Consider the following 13,318-nt stretch of genomic DNA (forward strand, 5'->3'; position numbering starts at 1 on the left):
TCACGCACCGATGTGACGTTTGATCCGGGCCAGTAACTCGGAGCTGCGAAACGGTTTCGATATGTAGTCGTCGACGCCGGCCTCGAACCCTTCGAGGACGTGCTCCTCGCGCCCGCGTGAGGTGAGCATGACGATCGGCAGGTCCGACCGGACCGCCAACTCTCCATTCCGGACCATCCGTGCGAGTCGAGTGCCGTTGAGGCGCGGCATCATTACGTCCAACACGACTAGATCGGGTTCGTACTCACCGTCGAGCAGGTCCGCGGCCTCGCGGCCGTCCTCACAGGCCCGAACCTCGTAACCGGAGGCTTCGAGCCGGTGGGTGACCAGCTGTCTGATCGTTTCGTCGTCGTCGACGACGAGTACTGACGTCATTGCCGCTCTATTGGCATCGACCGTGCAAAAGTGTGGTTATCCCTGCGACGAAAGTGGGTAGCGAGCACGCGAGACAGCGCCGACAGTCTCATTGTATCTCGACGGAATACAGACGTGTGGACCGGAGACGATTCATGGCAGCAGTCGGGGCTGCAGGTACCGGGACGATCGCCGGATGCCAATCTCAGAGTCCGGAAAACCGAACGGAGTCCGAACGGTCGACCCGGACTGATACCGAGCGGCCGGACCAGTCAGAGCAGCCGGACAAGCCGCGATTCCGGGTCGGCGACGACGGATTCGAAAAACTGCGTGGGGATACGTATCAGTCGTTGTCCGTGCGAGGGATCAACCTCGGAATGGCAAAGCCGGGACGCTTTCCGGGTGAAGCGGCAATAACCCGGGCGGAATACGACCGCTGGCTGGCAGATATCGGCGAGATCGCGAACGTCGTCCGGGTCTACACGATCCACCCACCGGCCTTCTATCGGGCGCTTGCGGCGTACAACCGCGAGGCCACGGAGCCGCTCCTGTTACTCCAGGGGACATGGGTCCCGACGGCTGATCTCCTCGAGGCGGGCGACGCGACCGCTCTTTCGGAGTCGGTCGATCGGGAACTCGGACGGACCGTAGACGCCGTTCACGGGCGGACGACCCTGCCGGAGCGGCCCGGACACGCCGCTGGCACCTACGACGCCGACGTGAGCGACGCCGTCCTCGGGTTCCTGTTCGGGATCGAGTGGCCACCGGACGTAGTCGCCGAGACGAACGACAGCGGCGAGCACGGCGAGTACAGCGGCCGGTACTTGCAGACTCGGGACGGACGCCCCTTCGAGCGATGGTTGGCCGGACGGCTGGATCGCGTCGTCACACACCAACTGGAACAGTACGGGATCCAGCGGCCCGTCTCGTTCGTCAACTGGGTGACGACAGACCCTCTGGAACACCCCTACGAACCGTTCGACTCCGAGGATCGGGTCAGCGTCGACCCCGACCGTATCGGCCCGACCGACGCGTTCGCCGCCGGTACCTTCGCGTCGTATCACGTCTATCCCTACTATCCAGATCTGTTGAACGAGACGCCGAAGTACGTCGAGTACATCGACCACCGCGGCGAGCCGAACAATTACGCGGGCTACCTCGACGACATCACGACCCACACCGACCACCCGGTGTTGATCGCCGAGTTCGGCGTCCCGAGTTCCCGCGGGATCGCCCACCGAAACGTGCACGGACGCGATCAGGGACGACTCACCGAGACCCAGCAGGGCGAAATCGCCGTCGCGATGTTCGAAGACATCGCCCACGCTGATACCGCGGGCGGTGTGCTGTTCTCCTGGCAAAACGAGTGGTTCAAGCGAACCTGGAACCTCGCCGAGCGTTCGGTGCCCGGGCGGCGTCCGTTCTGGTCGAACGTCGAGACGCCGGAACAGCGGTTCGGTCTCCTGGGATTCGATCCGGTCGACGGCGTCTCGCTCGACGGCTCAGCGAGCGACTGGACTGACGCGATGACGGTCGAGCCAGCCGAATCGACGACGGCACGGCCGGATCGAACACTGTCGCGTCTGCAGGTGACACACGACCTCGAAGGCCTCAACGTCCGACTGCAGTTCCAGGAGTTGCCGGAACCGATCGACTGGACGCGGATGAACGCACTCGTCGCTGTGGGTGTGACCGGGCGGGAGACGACGCTCCCGTTCGACACGGGGGCGGAAACGACGGCGGATTTCGTGGCTCGACTCGCCGGCTCGGACGCCTCGCGGCTCCTCGTAGATTCGAGATACGACGCGTTCGCCAGGGAGTTCGGACGAATAGCGGATCTGTCGGTCGACGCCTATCGGGACGGCTCTGCCGGGTTCGTGCCGGTTCGAGAGACGGTCAACCGAGGGTACACCGTCCCGGCAAACGGGAAGCGGGTCCCGTTCGATGCGGTCGAGACCGGACGGTTGCGCTACGGCAACGGCAATCCGAACGCGGAGGACTACGACTCGCTGACTGATGTCCACGTCGACACCGACGGGAACGCTATCGAGATGCGACTCCCGTGGATCCTGCTGAACGTCGCCGATCCATCCAGCAAGCAACGCATCGCGACCGAGTGGGACGACGGACTGCAGAAAACCGCATTCGATGGATTGGAAATCAGTGCGATGACGTTCGTTCCCGACGGGAACGGACAGGCGGCCAGCATCGATGGGCCGACGAACCTGTGTCATCAGATCCCTGACCGACGCGGCGCTCGTGTCGAAACGGCCGAATATACCTGGAAACCGTGGGATCGGCCGGCCTACGAAGAGCGACTGAAGGAGTCCTACGAGATACTTCGCGAGTATCTGTCCTGACGGCAGTCCGACTAAGCGAAAACCCCGCGTCTATTACTACCTTCGCCTCCTAACAACACCGAGAGAGCGATATGTCAGACAGTTCTGATGTGGACTCCCCTCATGAACGCTTTCAAATCGGCGGTGAGAGCGGGGAAAACGTCTACGAGACGATCTTTTGCGAAATCGAGGACGCGGTCTTTCTGATCGATGTCGAACAAACTGACGGCGACTATACGTTTACGTTCCAACGGAACAACGCGTCCCACCAGGAACAGACCGGCATTTCCGAAGACGAAATGCGCGGACAGACGCCGACTGAACTGCTCGGTGAGGAACAGGGCGCAGAGGTTTCGGCGCGCTATCGCCGGTGTGTCGAACAGGGAGAAACAATCGAGTACGAAGAGACGCTGGATCTTCCCGGCGGGACAAGACACTGGCAGACGAAGCTCACTCCGATCATCGAAGACGGAGACGTGAGCGGGATCGTCGGGGTCGCCCGTGACGTGACGGAACGAAAGGAACAACAGCGGGAACTTCGGCAAACGCATCGGCGGTTCGAGACGGTACTTGATACGATGTCTGCGGCAGTGTTCTTGAAGGACACCGACAGCCAGTATATCCTGATGAACCAGGCGTGTCGCGAACTGCTCGATGTGGAAGATCAGGACATTATCGGCCTGACTGACGAGGAACTCTTCCCCGCGGACACCGCTGAAAGGGCTCGATCAGACGACCGACACGTCATCGAGACTGGTGAGATGACCGAGGTAGAAGAGGTAATCCAGGGAGCCGAGGAAGACTCCGTCCGACTCACGCGGAAATCGCCAGTCTATGATGAGAACGGCGAGGTAACGGCTGTCTGTGGTGTTTCGACCGATATCACAGACCAGAAGCAACGAGAACAGGAACTCGAAGCGACGAAACAGCGTCTGTCACTTGCTCTCACCGGAACGGATACCGGCGTCTGGGAATGGGACCTCGATACTGACGAAGTTGTCTGGACTGAGTCGATGGAGCGCCTGTTTGGAGTCGAGTCCGGCACGTTCGACGGAACCTACGAGGCGTTCACCGAGTACGTTCATCCGAACGACATCCCGGCAGTCGAAAAAGCGATCGAACAGACAGTTTCGACGGGGGAACCGCTCCAAGTTGAGTACCGAATCCAGAGTGGAGCCGACGAAAAACTGTGGGGAGAGGCACGCGCCGAACTCGTCGAAGACGACGACGGCTCCCGACGTATCGTCGGAATCGTGACCGATATCACCGACCGGAAAAGGGACGAACAGGCGCTCCAGGCGGCACGCCGGAACCTCCGGAAAGTCATCGACCTGGTGCCGGACCTGATCTTCGCGAAGAATCGCGAGGGAGAGTATCTGTTGGCCAACGAAGCGACGGCCAAGGCCTACGGGCTGACTCCGGCGGACGTTGAGAGCAAGCGCGAGGTCGAGATTCTGCCCGGGGCAAACGATTCCGACGAGTTCCGAGAGGACGACATCGACGTGATTGAGTCGGGAGAACCAAAAGAGATACCCGAGGAGACGCTGACGACTGCCGACGGCGAAGTACGCGTCTTTCAGACGACGAAGATCCCGTATCAGGTCCCGGGGAGTGGCGACGACGCAATGCTGGGCTACGCGCGTGACATAACCGACCTCAAGGCGTACGAACAGACACTGGAGGAACAGCGAGACACGCTCGAACTCCTCAACAAGGTGATGCGACACGACATCCGGAACAAGTTGACAGTGATGGTGTCTTACACCGAGTTACTCCAGGAGTCGCTTACAGACGAGACAGATCGAGAGTACGCCCGCCGGGTGCTCAACGCGGGTCAGGAGGTAGTGGAAATCTCGGAGATGGCCGAGGACGTCACGGACGTGTTGCTCCGGGCCGACGTGGACCGGTCTCCGGTGGAGTTGCGGCCCGTACTCGAAAGACAGATCGAGCAGATCCGGTCGGATCACGAGCGTGCGACGGTCGCCGTCGAGGGGACGATTCCTGACGTGGCAGTACTGGCAGACGATATGCTGGAAGTGGTGTTTCGGAACATCCTGACGAACGCGATCTTCCACAACGACAAAGACATCCCCGAGATCACGGTATCTGGACACCTCAGCGAGGGCACGGTTCGAATACGCATCGCGGACAACGGTCCGGGAATCGCCGACGATCACAAGGAACAGATCTTCGCCGAGGGCGAGCAGGGCCTCGACAGCACGGGGACGGGGCTCGGACTCTATCTCGTCAAGACCCTCGTAGACCAGTATGACGGTGCGGTTCGGGTCGAGGACAACGAACCGGAGGGTAGCGTGTTCGTCGTGGTACTGCCGACAGTCGAGTGAGCGATATCCCAAGACAGTGACAGATGGTGGGGATAATCACCGCGTCACGCCGTATTCGACACGATTAATTTTGTTTCAATAGTTTTTGAAACCGGTAGCTATATGTGAGGCTGCGTTTTAGATTGATTTGAAATGGTGGTCGTACCGTGACACCAGTCGACGTGCTCGTGCCGGTGATCCGGGCCGGAATCGACGAAACGCTGTCGTACCTGACGCTACACGTCATCACGTGCCTAGTGCCGGCGTTTTTCATCGCGGGGGGCATCTCCGCGGTGTTGTCGGATCGGTTCATCAAGAAGTACCTCAGCGGCGACGCACCCAAACTCCAGGCGTACTCGCTGGCGTCGGTGTCAGGGATCGCGCTGGCGGTGTGTAGCTGTACGATACTGCCGATGTTCGCCGGCCTCTACAAGAAGGGCGCGGGGATCGGCCCCGCGACAGCCTTTCTGTTCTCGGGCCCGGCGATCAACGTCCTGGCGATCGTGTTCACCGCCCGCGTGCTCGGGCTGCCGCTCGGGGGCGCACGAGCGTTCTTCGCGATCGTGATGGCTGCCGGGATCGGCCTGACGATGGCCTTCGCGTTCGGCACCAGCGACGACAGCGAGAGCCCCGAGGGACAGACCGTCGCCACCGACGGGGGCCAGGTCGTTGCCGAACGCGATCGACCTCTCTGGGTGACGGGCGGCTTTTTCGGCAGTCAGGTCGCGATCTTGCTGATCGCGGCGACCGGTCTGCTCTCCTGGGCAGTCAAGGCTCCGCTGCTCGCGCCGTGGTTCGCGCTGCTGGGGTACCTGCTGTACACGCAGTTCGACCGCGACGTGATCGACGAGTGGCTCCAGGAGACGTGGTTCTTCACGAAGGCGATCTTCCCGCTGTTGATCGCCGGGACGTTCGTCATCGGCATCATCGGCGCGATCGCCGCCATGGCTCAGGGAATGGGGCCGCTGGAGACGGTGACCACCGACGCTGGCGAGACCTTCACGGCCCACCAGGTCGCGCCCGGGTTGCTGACCCAGGGCATCTTCGGCGAGACGACGCTGCTATCCTCCGGTCTGGCGTCGGTCATCGGCGCGGTGCTGTACATGCCGACGCTGCTGGAAGTGCCCATCATCGGGTCGCTGTTCGGCTACACCAACGGCCTGATGGCCGACGGTCCCGCGCTGGCGCTACTGCTGGCCGGTCCGTCGCTGTCGCTGCCGAACATGCTCGTCATCTGGAAGACCATCGGCACCAAGCGGACGGCCCTGTATATCAGCCTCGTGGCAGTGTCTGCGACCGTCGCAGGGCTGATCTGGGGGCTGCTGATCGTCTGACGTATCGACGCACGACCAACTCACACCACACACAACACAACCTATGAAAATCGAAGTCATCGGACCTGGCTGCGCCAGGTGCAAAAAGACCGCACAGAACGTCAACAAAGCGCTCGAGCAACTCGACGGCAGCGCCGACGCGACCGTCGAGAAGGTCGAAGCACAGATGGAGATCATCGATCGCGGCGTGATGCACACGCCCGCCGTCGCCGTCGACGGTGACATCGCCGTCGAAGGCGATATTCCCGACGTCGACCAGCTAGTCGACCTGTTCGAGACGGCCTAGGGCGATCGCTTCGGCTGGCCGGATGCACACACTGATTTGTGTGCCGGCCCTATCGTCAGCCAACAACGATGTCCTCACAATCGGACGACTACCGGGTCTCGCCCGAGACAATGTCGGATCTGGAGTCGATGACCGCGACGTGCAGCGTCGAGAGCGCTCGCGACATCTTCCAGGCACTCTCGGACGACCGCCGGCTGCTGATCATGCGGCTGCTCGGCGAGTCGGAGCTCTGCGTCTGTGACCTGGTCGAGTTGTTCGACATCGAGTACTCGAAGCTCTCCTATCACCTCAAGAAACTCAAGGAGGCGGATCTCGTCGAAGCGGATCGAGATGGCAACTACGTGACCTACCGGCCGACCGAGCGCGGCGAGGACGTCATCGAGATCGTCCGGAGTATGTGCTGACGCTCTGGCCGGCGAATATTCCTGGATCGCTCGATTCTGGAATGTGTGCTAGTTAGTGCCACGCCGATTCGGGACCGACACGACCATGTCAGCGGCGCGAGCACGGTGGGATATGTACGTCGGACGATTCGTCGTCGTCGGCCCGGAGGTTGGCGCCTACCGCGTTTCATCGCGATCGTTTCCTAACCGCCAGGCGATCACTCGCAACGGGACCGTCACGATCGAACCCACGCCGGACGCCCCGCCGTCGGACAACCCCTACATCTCCTACAACGGGCTGCGCGTGACCGACCGAGGTGCGGTCGTCGGCAACGGCAGTCACGTCGATCCCATCGCCGAGAAACTCGAGCTGGGCTACCCCGCTCGGGACGCGCTCGCAGAACCGCTGCTGGCGCTGGACTTCGAGAAAGACGACTACGACACGCCCCGAGTCGCGGGCATCATCGGCCTGGAGGACGATCCCACAGTCGAAAGCGCCGTGATCGGAACGGTCCGGCGAGACGCGTTGCTCGTCGAGGAAGTCACCGAGCCGACCATAGTTGCGACCTACGAGAAAGACAGTCCCGAGCCGTTCGCCTTCGAGGCGAGCGACGCCGCCGAGGCCGCTCGCGAAGCGTACGATCTGGAGTTCGAGCACGCCGTCTGTGCCGCTGGTGTCGCCGTCGACGGCGACGGCTTCGAGACGGCGATCGTCAACGAATAGAGCAGATCCGGTGTCAGACACGCGTTTCCGCCGGCAGCGACGCCAAGAAATGTGAAAGGTGCAGGCGTTCGTCAGTCCCCTCAACCAGGTCGAAGTCGATCTCGCCGGCGAGCTGGTGGACCCGGGCGAGTTGCCGCCCGGTGTAACGCGATCGGGCAGTTCTGAGGATCGCCTCCATGAGTTCCGCACCGCTGTACCCTTCATCGACCAGCAGGTCGTCGAGCGCCGAGCGCGCGTCGTCGAACCGCCCCTCTTCGGCAGCGACGAGCATCGCCTCGACGTCGTCATCGGCCTCGATATCGCCCAGCACCTCGTATGCGGTATTCATGGTAATCTCGCCCTCGGCTTCGGCGGTCGTCTGGGCGCTCAGCACGGCCGTCCGGATGTCACCGTTCGCGTAGCCCGCGACGTACTCCAGGCCCTCCGCGTCGTAGGAAACGCCCTCAGCATCGACGATCCGTTCGAGGACCGAGACGAGTTCTCCGTGAGTCGGCGCACGCACCGGGATCGGGAAGCACCGCGATCGGATCGGCGCGATCAGCGCGCTCGGCTGGCGCGTCGCGATGACGAACTGCGTGGCCTCGTAGTACTGCTCCATAACCCGACGCAGCGCCTGCTGGAAGTCCTCACGCATCGCCTCGGCGTTGTCCAGCAGGATCGTCTTGTAGTCCCCGCCCATCGGCGTGTAACTGGCCGATTCCTTGAGGACGTAGTTGATCATCTCCCGCTTGGGGAGGCCGCTTTTCCCCTGCAGGAACGACCGGAATCGGGGATCGTTTTTGATCTCCGTCTTCGAGCGATCGAAGAAGTCGGCGACGTTGAGTTCGATGAAGTCGTTCTCGACGTCCGCGTGAACGTCTGCGGCAAGTGCTCGAACGGCCGCGGTCTTGCCGGCCCCTTTCGGCCCGTGAACGAAGAGGTTCATCGGCTCCTCGCGAGCGCGTCCCAGGCGCTCGCGCACCGTCTCCTGGGGCAAGTCCTCGATCGCCGGCGCGTGCGTCGCGGTCCACAGCGGCCCGTCCATCGGGCCGTGGTACGCGGGCGGCGTTGAAGTATCCTGCGAGCGACGGCCACTGCGGGTGTCGGAGTTCTATATATCGAAACGCAATTTATTCGAGGCGATCGGAGGGCCACATCTGCCGGACGACGGGACACCAGTACCCCGATTCTACGGGAATGCCGACTGCTCCGGGCTACCTAACATCGACCGGAGATGAGAGCGGCGAATCGTTCCGACAGCCCGGGCGCGTCAGAGAGGGTGCAAGTCGGTCGTTGTAGATCTGCCTGAGCCCCAACGTCCGTTCGTCGTTCACGACCGCAGTTGCAGTCAACTGCACAGTGCCCTATCGGCTAGTCAGCCCATCCGTGGCTCGCAGTCCAAGCCGGAATGACATCCCGGCCGGTTGGTCGCGACGATAGCGCGTCACTCGACGAGTCTCGCGCGGGATGCAGCTGCCGGAGCGGAGATCGACAGGCGAGAGAGGAATCACACCCAACAGCGAGCAGTCGCCATCGAACCACCTAATAAATCATATCCCGATATATAGAACTGGTCGGTGCCGAGATCTGGGCCGACCCACCGCCGTTAGCTTTAATCATCATGGACTATAATTATAAAACGTCAACGGACCACGTGCGATGATGTTCCAGGGACCGACGTTAACCGTGGTCGTGGACGTTCTGACCCGCGCAGTCGTCGCGGGGAGCGGCGTCGTCGGCACCGCGGCACTGTTGTTGTTCGTACCGGTACACGTGCTCCGATTGCTGATCGCGGTAGTGCTCGTTGGCGCTGTCGCACTCGCGTTCGTCCTGCTGCAGTCGGTGTTGATCACGTTGTTCGGGCTCGCTGTGCTCGTCACGCTGGCGTCGCTGCCAGTCTCACGAGGACAGGGCCAGGCCGGTGCTCACTGATATTGACGGCTGGGACGAAGGAGAATTCGACGCTCGTTGATCAAACAGTCAAATATTCGCAAGCGGGAGCTAGGCGGCGGCGTCGTAGCCGGCGTCCTCGACAGCGGCGACCAGTTCAGCAGTATCGGCCGAGCCGTCGATCTCGGCGACGTCGGCCTCGTGATCAGCCGACGCCGAACTGACGCCATCGACGCCTTCGAGCGCCTCGACGACGGCCTGTTCGCAGTGTTCACAGCTCATGCCCTCGACGGTGAGTGTCAGACTCATTGCGTCCGTACGTAGGGGCTGGTATACTTTTTCGGTTTCTCCTTCGATCCGAAAGCGTTAGAGATCCCAGACTTGTGAATCGAAGGGGCTGCCAACGGATACTAGTACCCACCGACCGAACGAACGGTATGCGCGACCTGGACGAGACGGACCTACGGATTCTGTCGTTACTCGCGGAGAACGCCCGTCGACCGTACAGCGAGATCGGCGAGGAAGTCGGCCTGTCCGGGCCGGCCGTCTCCGATCGCGTCACGCGACTGCAGGAGGCGGGGATCATCCGGAACTTCACGATCGACGTGGATCGCTCGGAATTGCGCGCCGGCGTCCCGGTGTTGATCCGAGTGCAGACGGGGGCGATCGACCAACTTCGGGAACGGCTTCGGGAGGCCGACCCGGTCGAACACGTGTTCGTCACCGCCGAGGGTGGAGTTCAGTTTTACGCCCGTGCCGAGGCACGGAACGTCCGAACGTGGGTCGAATCGCTGCTGGATGGTATCGACGCCACCTACAGCGTCACCCTGGTTGAGCAAGCCGAGTGGACGCCGTCGATCGAAGGACTGGAGTTCGCACTCACCTGTGCGGAGTGCGGGAATACGGTCGATACAGAGGGGGAGACGACTCGGATCGACGGGGACGTCTATCACTTCTGTTGTCCGTCCTGTCTGGACCGTTTCGAGAGTCGGTACCGGCAGTTCGAAGAGAGCGCATAGCTGCTTTGGGATCGAAAGTAATCCGGCCTGTGAAGCGTGGTCTCGAAGCAGCAAACTGCCTAAGCGGGGAGGACGTATATTGAGATAGCAATGGGTACGCAAACGACACACCTCGATATCATGGGGATGTCCTGTGCGAACTGCTCGGGGACGGTACAGGACGCCCTGGAGTCACTGGAGGGCGTCGCAGAAGCCAGCGTCAATTACGCGACCGACGAGGGATCGGTGACCTACGATCCCGAAGCGGTCTCGCTGGCCGAGATCTACGATGCGATCGACGAGGCCGGGTACAGCGCGGTCTCGGAGACGGTGACAGTCGGGATCTCTGACATGTCCTGTGCCAACTGCGCACAGGCCAACGCGACCGCCCTGGAGGAGACTCCGGGGGTCATCGAGGCGGACGTCAACTACGCGACCGACGAGGCGCAGGTGACCTACAACCCGGCCGAGTCCAGCAGGGAGGATTTCTACGATGCGATCGAAGAGGCCGGCTACGATCCGGTCCGGGAGCAAGGCGGCGAAGAGGAGGGCGCTCGCGACGCCGCCAGGTCGGCAGAGATCCGGCACCAGCGCAGGCTCACACTGTTCGGGGCGGCGCTCTCCCTGCCGTTCGCGCTGTTCATGCTCGACCGGTTCCTGCTGGGCGGGAGCGTCTTCCCCGAGGCGATTCTGGGCGTCGAGATCGGCTGGGTCGAGTTCCTGCTGGCGACACCCGTGCAGATCGTGCTCGGCCGGCAGTTCTACAGGAATTCCTACAAGGCGATCGTGACCAACGGCCAGGCCAACATGGACGTGCTGATCGCGCTGGGGTCCTCGACGGCGTACCTCTACTCGATCGCGTCGCTGACGGGCCTGATCGCGGGCGGTCTCTACTTCGACACGGCGGCGTTCATCCTGGTGTTCATCACGCTGGGGAACTACCTCGAAGCGCGCTCGAAAGGGCAGGCCAGCGACGCACTGCGGAAGCTGCTGGAGATGGAAGCCGAGACGGCGACGATCATCGCTGGCGACGGGACCGAACGGGAGGTCCCCTTAGAGGAGGTCGAGGTCGGCGACCTGATGAAGGTCCGACCGGGCGAGCGAATCCCGACCGACGGTGTCGTCGTCGACGGCCAGAGCGCGGTCGACGAGTCGATGGTCACCGGCGAGAGCGTCCCCGTCGAGAAGAGCGAGGGCGACGAAGTCGTCGGGTCGACGATCAACGAGAACGGCGCCCTCACCGTCCAGGCGACGAAAGTCGGCGCCGACACGGCGCTCCAGCAGATCGTCCAGACGGTCAAAGAAGCCCAGTCGCGCCAGCCGGAGATCCAGAATCTGGCCGACCGTATCTCGGCGTACTTCGTGCCCGCGGTCATCGCGAACGCCTTGCTGTGGGGGACGGTCTGGTTCCTGTTCCCCGAGGCGCTGGCGGGCTTCGTCGATTCACTGCCGCTGTGGGGGCTAGTCGCCGGCGGGCCGGGTATCGCCGGCGGCGGCGTCTCAGTCTTCGAGTTCGCGGTCGTCGTGTTCGCCTCGGCCGTGCTGATCGCCTGTCCCTGCGCACTGGGGCTGGCGACGCCCGCGGCGACGATGGTCGGCACGGCGATCGGCGCGAGAAACGGCGTCCTGTTCAAGGGCGGTGACGTCCTCGAACGCGCAAAAGACGTCGACACCGTCGTCTTCGACAAGACCGGGACGCTCACCGAAGGCGAGATGGAGCTGACCGACGTGATCGCGCTCGACGCAGTCGACGACGCCGTCGCGGACGGCGGGGCGCTCACGGCCCGCGAGCGGCCTGACGAGGACGAACTGCTCCGACTTGCGGCGATCGCTGAGAGCGCCAGCGAACACCCCCTCGCACAGGCGATCGTCGAGGGCGCACGCGAGCGCGGCATCGACGTGGGCGATCCGGAGGCGTTCGAGAACGTCCCCGGGCAGGGGATCCGGGCGACCGTCGACGGTCGCGAAGTGCTGGTCGGCAACCGGAAGCTGCTTCGCGAGAACGGGATCGATCCCTCGCCGGCCGCCGAGACGATGGAGCGACTCGAGAACGAGGGGAAGACGGCGATGCTAGTCGCCTACGAAGGTGAGCTCGCTGGCGTCGTCGCCGACGCCGACACGGTCAAACCGAGCGCGAAAGCGGCCGTGAGCGCTCTCCGGGAGCGCGACATCGACGTGATGATGATCACCGGCGACAACGAGCGGACCGCGCGGGCGGTCGCCGAGCAGGTCGGGATCGACCCCGAGAACGTCCGAGCGGAGGTCCTGCCCGAAGACAAGTCCGACGCCGTCGAAGCGATCCAGGACGAGGGCCGGCAGGCGATGATGGTCGGCGACGGCGTCAACGACGCGCCGGCGCTGGCGGTCGCCTACGTCGGGACGGCACTGGGCTCGGGCACGGACGTCGCCATCGAGGCTGCCGACGTGACGCTAATGAGAGACGACCCGATGGACGTGCTCAAAGCCATCAGGGTCTCTGACGCGACGCTGCAGAAGATCAAGCAGAACCTGCTGTGGGCGCTGGGGTACAACACGATGATGATCCCGCTGGCGTCGCTGGGACTGCTCCAGCCGGTGCTGGCGGCCGCGGCGATGGCCTTCTCCAGCGTCTCGGTGCTGACCAACAGCCTGCTGTTCCGGGCATACACTCCCGATCGGGACTACAGGCTACTGGGTCGGCTGCGGCGGTAGGACTGCGCCGGCCGTC

12 protein-coding genes are annotated in these 13,318 nt (G+C 63.0%); 9 read left to right on the plus strand and 3 right to left on the minus strand.

Annotation, left to right across the window (positions count from 1 at the left end; translation table 11 throughout):
- A complete protein-coding gene (locus tag HSEST_RS13320; RefSeq protein WP_229121447.1) occupies positions 1 to 375 on the minus strand; it encodes a response regulator transcription factor in 375 nt (124 codons plus the stop codon).
- Between the two features lie 134 nt (positions 376 to 509).
- Between HSEST_RS13320 and HSEST_RS13325 the strand changes: the two genes are divergently transcribed.
- The 6 genes from HSEST_RS13325 to HSEST_RS13350 all read left to right on the plus strand — a co-directional run bounded on the left by HSEST_RS13325 (position 510) and on the right by HSEST_RS13350 (position 7,744).
- Complete coding sequence (locus HSEST_RS13325) at positions 510 to 2,714, plus strand: hypothetical protein (RefSeq protein ID WP_229121448.1); 2,205 nt, start codon at positions 510 to 512, stop codon at positions 2,712 to 2,714.
- Between the two features lie 71 nt (positions 2,715 to 2,785).
- A complete protein-coding gene (locus HSEST_RS13330; RefSeq protein WP_229121449.1) occupies positions 2,786 to 5,038 on the plus strand; it encodes a PAS domain-containing protein in 2,253 nt (750 codons plus the stop codon).
- Between the two features lie 146 nt (positions 5,039 to 5,184).
- Positions 5,185 to 6,351 (plus strand): permease, encoded by a 1,167-nt coding sequence (locus HSEST_RS13335; protein WP_229121450.1) that lies wholly within the window; start codon positions 5,185 to 5,187, stop codon positions 6,349 to 6,351.
- Positions 6,352 to 6,394: 43 nt separating this feature from the next.
- Entirely contained in the window at positions 6,395 to 6,637 is a 243-nt protein-coding gene (locus HSEST_RS13340) for a thioredoxin family protein (protein WP_229121451.1), read from the plus strand.
- Positions 6,638 to 6,705: 68 nt separating this feature from the next.
- Entirely contained in the window at positions 6,706 to 7,041 is a 336-nt protein-coding gene (locus tag HSEST_RS13345; protein ID WP_229121452.1) for an ArsR/SmtB family transcription factor, read from the plus strand.
- 112 nt (positions 7,042 to 7,153) lie between these two features.
- On the plus strand, positions 7,154 to 7,744 hold the full coding sequence (locus HSEST_RS13350; protein WP_229121453.1) for an IMP cyclohydrolase: 591 nt from the start codon (positions 7,154 to 7,156) through the stop codon (positions 7,742 to 7,744).
- Positions 7,745 to 7,757: 13 nt separating this feature from the next.
- Here HSEST_RS13350 and HSEST_RS13355 read toward each other — a convergent pair whose 3' ends face one another.
- Positions 7,758 to 8,768 (minus strand): AAA family ATPase, encoded by a 1,011-nt coding sequence (locus HSEST_RS13355; protein ID WP_229121454.1) that lies wholly within the window; start codon positions 8,766 to 8,768, stop codon positions 7,758 to 7,760.
- Between the two features lie 647 nt (positions 8,769 to 9,415).
- Between HSEST_RS13355 and HSEST_RS13360 the strand changes: the two genes are divergently transcribed.
- Complete coding sequence (locus HSEST_RS13360) at positions 9,416 to 9,655, plus strand: hypothetical protein (protein ID WP_229121455.1); 240 nt, start codon at positions 9,416 to 9,418, stop codon at positions 9,653 to 9,655.
- Positions 9,656 to 9,724: 69 nt separating this feature from the next.
- Here HSEST_RS13360 and HSEST_RS13365 read toward each other — a convergent pair whose 3' ends face one another.
- Entirely contained in the window at positions 9,725 to 9,922 is a 198-nt protein-coding gene (locus HSEST_RS13365; protein WP_229121456.1) for a heavy-metal-associated domain-containing protein, read from the minus strand.
- 128 nt (positions 9,923 to 10,050) lie between these two features.
- Between HSEST_RS13365 and HSEST_RS13370 the strand changes: the two genes are divergently transcribed.
- Both HSEST_RS13370 and HSEST_RS13375 read left to right on the plus strand, forming a co-directional pair.
- Positions 10,051 to 10,632 carry an AsnC family transcriptional regulator gene (locus tag HSEST_RS13370; RefSeq protein WP_229121457.1) on the plus strand — a complete coding sequence of 194 codons (582 nt, stop codon included), beginning with the start codon at positions 10,051 to 10,053 and terminating at the stop codon, positions 10,630 to 10,632.
- Positions 10,633 to 10,722: 90 nt separating this feature from the next.
- Positions 10,723 to 13,302 carry a heavy metal translocating P-type ATPase gene (locus HSEST_RS13375; RefSeq protein WP_229121458.1) on the plus strand — a complete coding sequence of 860 codons (2,580 nt, stop codon included), beginning with the start codon at positions 10,723 to 10,725 and terminating at the stop codon, positions 13,300 to 13,302.
- The last annotated feature ends 16 nt before the right edge of the window (positions 13,303 to 13,318 follow it).

This window comes from Halapricum desulfuricans, assembly GCF_017094465.1.
Classification (GTDB): Archaea; Halobacteriota; Halobacteria; order Halobacteriales; family Haloarculaceae; genus Halapricum.

Excerpts from the sequence above, each read along its gene's own strand:
- HSEST_RS13320 (WP_229121447.1), bottom strand. The coding sequence starts at position 375 with ATGACGTCAGTACTCGTCGTCGACGACGACGAAACGATCAGACAGCTG.
- HSEST_RS13325 (WP_229121448.1), top strand. The coding sequence starts at position 510 with ATGGCAGCAGTCGGGGCTGCAGGTACCGGGACGATCGCCGGATGCCAA.
- HSEST_RS13330 (WP_229121449.1), top strand. The coding sequence starts at position 2,786 with ATGTCAGACAGTTCTGATGTGGACTCCCCTCATGAACGCTTTCAAATC.
- HSEST_RS13340 (WP_229121451.1), top strand. The coding sequence starts at position 6,395 with ATGAAAATCGAAGTCATCGGACCTGGCTGCGCCAGGTGCAAAAAGACC.
- HSEST_RS13345 (WP_229121452.1), top strand. The coding sequence starts at position 6,706 with ATGTCCTCACAATCGGACGACTACCGGGTCTCGCCCGAGACAATGTCG.
- HSEST_RS13350 (WP_229121453.1), top strand. The coding sequence starts at position 7,154 with ATGTACGTCGGACGATTCGTCGTCGTCGGCCCGGAGGTTGGCGCCTAC.
- HSEST_RS13355 (WP_229121454.1), bottom strand. The coding sequence starts at position 8,768 with ATGGACGGGCCGCTGTGGACCGCGACGCACGCGCCGGCGATCGAGGAC.
- HSEST_RS13365 (WP_229121456.1), bottom strand. The coding sequence starts at position 9,922 with ATGAGTCTGACACTCACCGTCGAGGGCATGAGCTGTGAACACTGCGAA.
- HSEST_RS13370 (WP_229121457.1), top strand. The coding sequence starts at position 10,051 with ATGCGCGACCTGGACGAGACGGACCTACGGATTCTGTCGTTACTCGCG.
- HSEST_RS13375 (WP_229121458.1), top strand. The coding sequence starts at position 10,723 with ATGGGTACGCAAACGACACACCTCGATATCATGGGGATGTCCTGTGCG.